The sequence below is a fragment of the Nocardioides sp. genome, from assembly GCF_035703625.1.
Taxonomy (GTDB): domain Bacteria; phylum Actinomycetota; class Actinomycetes; order Propionibacteriales; family Nocardioidaceae; genus Nocardioides.
This window is the reverse complement of record NZ_DASSXS010000082.1, coordinates 1-5,894: the sequence shown is the minus strand read 5'-3', so window position 1 is coordinate 5,894 and position 5,894 is coordinate 1. Positions and strand designations below refer to the sequence as shown.

6 protein-coding genes are annotated in these 5,894 nt (G+C 71.8%); 1 reads left to right on the top strand and 5 read right to left on the bottom strand.

Going from position 1 to position 5,894, the window contains the following annotated elements:
• From VFN12_RS04185 to argC, 4 genes are all read right to left on the bottom strand, one after another.
• On the bottom strand, positions 1-324 hold a 324-nt coding region (locus VFN12_RS04185; protein WP_325117336.1), incomplete at its 3' end, for an aminotransferase class III-fold pyridoxal phosphate-dependent enzyme.
• Positions 321-1,226, bottom strand: a complete 906-nt coding sequence (gene argB / locus VFN12_RS04180; protein WP_325117335.1) for an acetylglutamate kinase — start codon at positions 1,224-1,226, stop codon at positions 321-323. The genes argB and VFN12_RS04185, both read right to left, overlap by 4 nt.
• A 28-nt stretch (positions 1,227-1,254) precedes the next feature.
• Positions 1,255-2,406: a bifunctional glutamate N-acetyltransferase/amino-acid acetyltransferase ArgJ gene (gene argJ, locus VFN12_RS04175; RefSeq protein ID WP_325117333.1), complete on the bottom strand. Its 1,152-nt coding sequence runs from the start codon at positions 2,404-2,406 to the stop codon at positions 1,255-1,257.
• The gene (argC, locus tag VFN12_RS04170) at positions 2,403-3,449 is read right to left on the bottom strand and encodes an N-acetyl-gamma-glutamyl-phosphate reductase (protein WP_414690006.1); all 1,047 of its coding nucleotides are present in this window, start codon (positions 3,447-3,449) and stop codon (positions 2,403-2,405) included. Before argC ends, argJ begins: the two co-directional genes overlap by 4 nt.
• A 104-nt stretch (positions 3,450-3,553) precedes the next feature.
• Here argC and VFN12_RS04165 point away from each other — a divergent pair, with 104 nt between their 5' ends.
• Positions 3,554-4,351 carry a maleylpyruvate isomerase family mycothiol-dependent enzyme gene (locus VFN12_RS04165; protein WP_325117331.1) on the top strand — a complete coding sequence of 266 codons (798 nt, stop codon included), beginning with the start codon at positions 3,554-3,556 and terminating at the stop codon, positions 4,349-4,351.
• Between the two features lie 156 nt (positions 4,352-4,507).
• On the opposite strand, the gene VFN12_RS04160 is transcribed toward VFN12_RS04165, so the two are convergent.
• Positions 4,508-5,894, bottom strand: a 1,387-nt coding sequence (locus VFN12_RS04160) for a phenylalanine--tRNA ligase subunit beta (protein WP_325117330.1), incomplete at its 5' end; no start/stop codon positions are given.

Here is a 5,894-nt window from a genome sequence, read left to right as displayed (position 1 = left end):
GAAGAAGACGCGACCGTCGGTCGACCTCGACGTGGCCGGACCGAGCAGCAGGTCCAGCAGCCTCTCCGCCAGCTCGATCTGGGGCCGGCTGGCGAAGAAGTTCGAGATGTGCCCGAGCGTGGACAGCTGGTCGTGGACGGCCCCGACCAGGGTCGGGTGGTTGTGACCGAGCGCGTTGACGGCGATCCCGCCGAACAGGTCGAGGTACTCGTTGTCGTCCTCGTCCCACACCCGCGCACCCTCGCCCCGGGTGAGCACCAGCTTCGGCGGGCCGAAGGCGTTCATCAGGGCCCCGGCGTAGCGGTCCTTCCACGTGTTGCTCATGTGTCGTGTGCCTTCCTGGTCCGCATCGGGACGCCGGGCAGCACCTGGGTGCCGACGCCCTCGTCGGTGAACAGCTCGAGCAGTACGGCGTGCGGCTCGCGGCCGTCGACCACGGTGGCCCGGGCGACGCCGCCCTGAACCGCCTTGAGGCAGGCGGTCATCTTGGGCACCATCCCGCTGGCGAGGCTGGGCATCAGCTTGTCCAGGTCGTCGGGGTTGATCTCCTGGATCACCTCGTCGCTGTCGGGCCAGTCCTTGTAGAGGCCCTCGACATCGGTGAGCACGAGGAGCTTCTCCGCCTTCAGAGCGATGGCCAGCGCGGCGGCGGCGGTGTCGGCGTTGACGTTGTGGACGAGACCGTCCGCGTCGGGGGCAACGCTGGAGATGACCGGGATCCGGCCCGCCTCCACGATGTCGAGCACCGCCTCGGGGCGGACCTCCGCGACCTCGCCCACCAGGCCCAGGTCGACCTCCTCACCGTCGACGAAGGTGTTGGTCGCTTCGGCGCGGAAGAGGGCGGCGTCCTCGCCGGAGAGTCCGACCGCGAGCGCGCCGTGCTCGTTGATGAGCCCCACCAGCTCGCGCTGGACCTTGCCGACCAGCACCATGCGCACGACGTCCATCGCCTCGGGGGTGGTGACCCGCAGCCCGCCCCTGAACTCCGACTCGATGTTGAGCTTGTTCAGCATCTCCGAGATCTGCGGGCCGCCGCCGTGCACGACGACCGGGCGGAAGCCGGCGAACCGGAGGAACGCGATGTCCTCGGCGAACGCCTGCTTCAGGGTCTCGTCGGTCATCGCGTTGCCGCCGTACTTCACGACCACGGTCTTGCCGTGGTAGCGCATCAGCCACGGGAGAGCACCGGCGAGGGTGCGGGCCTTGGCGGGGTCGGGTCGGCTCATGTCGGGGTTCCCCCGGTCGTCGGAGCGGTCATGAGGAATAGGCGCTGTTCTCGTGGACGTAGGCGTGGGTGAGGTCGTTGGTCCAGACGGTGGCCCGCTCCGAGCCCGCCTTGAGGTCGATCGTCACCTCGACCTGCCGGCCGGTGAGGTCGACGGTGGCGGGGTCCTCGGCCGGGGTCGACTGGCGGCAGACCCAGACGCCGTTCATCGCGACGTCGAGGTCGGCGGGGTCGAAGGCAGCACCGGTCGTGCCGATGCTCGCCAGCACCCGCCCCCAGTTGGGGTCGTTGCCGAACACGGCCGCCTTGAACAGGTTGCTGCGCGCCACGCTGCGGCCCACCTCGACCGCGTCGTCCTCGCTGGCCGCGTTGAGCGTGGTGATCGCGATCTCGTGATCGGCCCCCTCGGCGTCCTTGAGCAGCTGCATGGCGAGGTCGGTGCAGGCGCGGGTGAGCGCTCCGGTGAAGTCCTCGGCCGTCGGCGTGACTCCGCTGGCCCCGCTCGCCATCACGGTGACCGTGTCGTTGGTCGACATGCAGCCGTCGGAGTCGAGGCGGTCGAAGCTGACCCGGGTGGCCGCGCGCAGCGCATCGTCGAGCTCGGCCGCCGGTACGACGGCGTCGGTGGTGAGCACGACGAGCATGGTGGCCAGCTGCGGGGCGAGCATCCCCGCACCCTTGGCCATGCCGCCGATGGACCACCCGTCCCCCTCGACCACGACCTTCTTGGGGACCGAGTCGGTGGTCATGATCGCGGTGGCCGCGTCGTCGCCGCCGGCGTCGTCCAGTGAGCCGTGGGCGGCATCGACGCCGTCGAGGAGGTTCTGTCGCGGGTTGGCAAGGCCGATCAGCCCCGTCGAGCAGACCACCACGTCCACGGCCCCGATGCCGAGGCGGTCGGCGACCCGCTCGGCCACCGCGTGGGTGGTCTGGAACCCGTCGGGGCCGGTGTAGCAGTTGGCTCCACCGGAGTTCAGGACGACGGCCCGGACGGTCCCGTCCTTGACCACCTCCTGGCTCCAGAGGATCGGGTTGGCCTTGCACCGGTTGGCGGTGAAGACGCTCGCCGAGTCGTGGGTCGGGCCGTCGTTGACGACCAGGGCGAGGTCGAGGGCGCCTCCGGACTTCAGCCCGGCCGCGACACCCGCGGCCCGGAATCCGCGCGGTGCCGTGACGCTCACGGCGCGACGCCCACGGTCGACAGGCCGAGGGTCTCGTCGAGCCCGAGCGCGAGGTTCATGCACTGCACGGCCGCGCCACCCGTGCCCTTGGCGAGGTTGTCGACCGCCCCGACGGCCACCAGGCGACCGGCTGTCTCGTCGACGGTCACCTGGAGGTGGACGGCGTTGGAGCCGTGCACCGACTTGGTCTGCGGCCACTGCCCGGGCGGGAGCAGATGGATGAACGGCTCGTCGGCGAACGACTTCGCGTAGACGTCGTACGCCTCGGTCGCCGTCAGGTCGCGGCTGCCCGCCGCGAGGGGGGCCGACGCCGTCGCGAGGATGCCGCGCGGCATCGGGACCAGCAGCGGGGTGAAGCTGACGGAGACCGTCCCGTCGACCAGCGCGGAGAGGTTCTGCACGATCTCGGGGGTGTGGCGGTGCACTCCCCCGACGCCGTAGGCACTGGCGTTGCCCATCACCTCGCTGCCGAGGAGGTGGGGCTTGGCCGCCTTGCCCGCGCCACTCGTACCGGAGGCGGCGACGACCACGACGTCGGGCTCCACCAACCCGTTGGCGACCGCCGGCACCATCGCGAGGGTCGAGATGGTCGGGTAGCAGCCGGGTACGGCGATCCGGGTCGCGCCCGCGAGCAGCCTGCGCTGGCCGGGGAGCTCAGGCAGGCCGTAGGGCCAGGAGCCCGCGTGCTCGCCGCCGTAGAACTCCTCCCAGGCCGCTGGATCGGTGAGCCGGTAGTCGGCCCCGCAGTCGATGACGACGACATCCCCGCCCAGCTGGGCCGCGAGCTCTCCGGACTGTCCGTGCGGCAGCGCGAGGAACACGACGTCGTGGCCGGAGAGGGTCTCGACCGCGGTCTTCTCCAGGACCCGGTCGGCCAGCGGCACCAGGTGCGGCTGCAACGCGCCGAGTGGCTCCCCCGCGTTGGAGTGCCCGGTCAGCGCCCCGATCTCGACCTCCGGATGGCCCAGGAGCAGCCGGAGGACCTCGCCCCCGGCGTACCCGCTCGCGCCCGCGACTGCGACCCGCTTCGACGTCATGTGCATGACTATACATATCTCCGTATGTTCATGTTCGGGCGGTCCAGCCCGTGCCACGCGGTGAGGGCCAACGGGTGACGACCATCGGTGCGGCCCGCTAGGTTCGGCGCATGGCGAGACTCGACTTCCCTGACTATCTCGAACACATCCGTTCCGAGTCACGACGCTTCCGCGACGTTCTCTCCACCTGCGACCCCGAAGCGCGTGTCCCCGGATGCCCGGACTGGAATGCCGCCGACCTGCTCTGGCACCTCGCCGAGGTGCAGTGGTTCTGGGGCAAGATCATCAGGACCAGGCCACTCGGGCCCGACGAGGACGATGACGGCCCGGAGCGGCCCACCGCCTACGACGACCTGCTGAAGGCGTTCGACGAGTACTCCACCGCGCTGGTCGCCGAGCTCGAGCAGGCCGACCCCGGCGACGAGGCATGGACCTGGTCCGCGGAGCAGACCGTCGGGTTCACGCTCCGCCGCCAGGCCCACGAGGCCCTGATCCACCGGCTCGACGCCGAGCAGACCGCCGGTGACGTGACGCCGCTCGACACGGCCCTGGCCGCCGACGGGGTCGAGGAGGTCCTCGACGTGATGTACGGCGCCTCACCCGAGTGGGGCTCGTTCAGCCCGCTCGACCACCGGATCCGCATCGACATCACCGACACCGGTGAGTCCGTCTGGGTCCAGCTCGGTCGGTTCCGCGGCACCGACCCCAAGGACGACGTCCACTACGACGACGACGACATCCGGGTCATCCAGCCCCCGGGGACCGAGCCGGACGCCGTGATCAGCGCCGACGCGGCAACCCTGCTGGCCAGGCTCTGGCGCCGCGGCGACGGCGCCACCATCCACCTCGCCGGCGACCTGCAGATCGTCGACCACTTCCGCAAGGTCATCCACCAGCCGATCAACTGACCGCCCACTGCGCGGTCACGGTCGCTGGTGGTTCAGCGGGAACCAAGAGTCACACCAGCAACACTCCTCAGCCGATCCATGCACTTCCAGGGCGTTGCATCGGCTGAGAAGTGCCGGTTTCCCCGGCGAGCCGGGGAAACCGACAACGCCTCGCACCTAGGCGCGCTGCACGGCTCCGGTCCGCTCGGCGGCGAGCGCGACCGCCGCGTCGCGGGCGGCCGCCGCCTCGTGCTCGGTCAGCGTGCGGTCCCGCGCCCGGAAGCGAAGGCCGAACGCGAGCGACTTCCTGCCCGGCCCCGCCTGGTCGCCGGTGTAGAGGTCGAAGAGCCGGATCGACTCCAGCAGCTCGCCCGCGCCCTCACGCAGCGCCGACTCCACGTCGGCGGCCGGGACCGACTCGTCGACGATCAGCGCGACGTCCTCCCTGGCCACCGGGTAGGTCGAGAACGAAGGGGCCTGGCGCAGGTGCACGGCGCGCTCGAGCAGCACCTCGAGGTCCACCTCGGCGGCGACCGATCGCGGTGGCAGGCCGACCGTGGTGCAGACGCGAGGGTGCAGCTCACCGGCGTGACCGACCACGACGTCGCCGAGCAGGAGCTCGGCGCACCGGCCCGGGTGCCAGGGGGCCACGGCCGCCGCACGCGTGGTCAGCTCGAGACCCAGGGCGTCGGCGACGAGCCGGACGCCCTCGACGGCGTCCGACCACTCGACCGGGCGACCCGTGCCCCACCAGCCGGCAGGCACCGCGTCGCCCGTGGCGACCAGGCCGAGGTGCAGGGGCTGGTCCGGCAGCGCCTTGACCAGCTCGTCGAGCTCGGCGTCGGTGGGCCGCCGGTCGACCGCCAGGATCGGCGCCGGGCCGGCGGCGCGGGGCAGGGTGACGCTGGCGGTCTCGAAGATCGCGACGGACCCGGCCCCGTGGCCGACGTTCCTGGCGGCGGTGCGCAGCAGGGCGGGCAGCAGCGTCGTCGTCATCGCCGGCGCCTCGGCCGAGAGCGGGTTGGACAGGCGCAGGAGGCCGCGGCGCGGGTCACCGGCCGGGATCCCCAACGCATCGAGCTCGGCCTCGCCCACGAACGGGAAGTCGACCACCTCCACCCAACCGGCACCGGCGAGGGTCCGCCCCACGCGCCGACGCAACAGCTGGGCGCGAGTCAGCCCCCGGCCGCCCGGCGCCCTGGGCAGCACCGACGGGATCCGGTCGTAGCCGGCCAGGCGCACGACCTCCTCGACCAGGTCGTAGGGGTCGGTGACGTCGGGCCGCCACGGCGGAGGCGTCACGCTGACGCCCTCGGAGTCCGTGTCGACGGTGCAGCCGACCGCCTGGAGGTCGGCGACGACGTCCTGGCTGCTGATCGGCATGCCGGCGATCCGCTCGGGGAGCTCGTAGGGCATCCGCACCGTCGGCATCGCCGGAGCGCTCCCGACCTTCGTCACGCCGGGATCGATGGTGCCCCCGCCGTACGTCGTGAGCAGCTCGGCCACCCGGTCGGCCGCGGCCTCCGGGATGGTCGGGTCGACGCCGCGCTCGAAGCGCTTGGAG

Bases quoted from the DNA above. Each gene is read 5' to 3' on its own strand.
- VFN12_RS04165 (WP_325117331.1), top strand. From the start codon at position 3,554: ATGGCGAGACTCGACTTCCCTGACTATCTCGAACACATCCGTTCCGAG.
- argC (WP_414690006.1), bottom strand. From the start codon at position 3,449: ATGCACATGACGTCGAAGCGGGTCGCAGTCGCGGGCGCGAGCGGGTAC.
- argB (WP_325117335.1), bottom strand. From the start codon at position 1,226: ATGAGCCGACCCGACCCCGCCAAGGCCCGCACCCTCGCCGGTGCTCTC.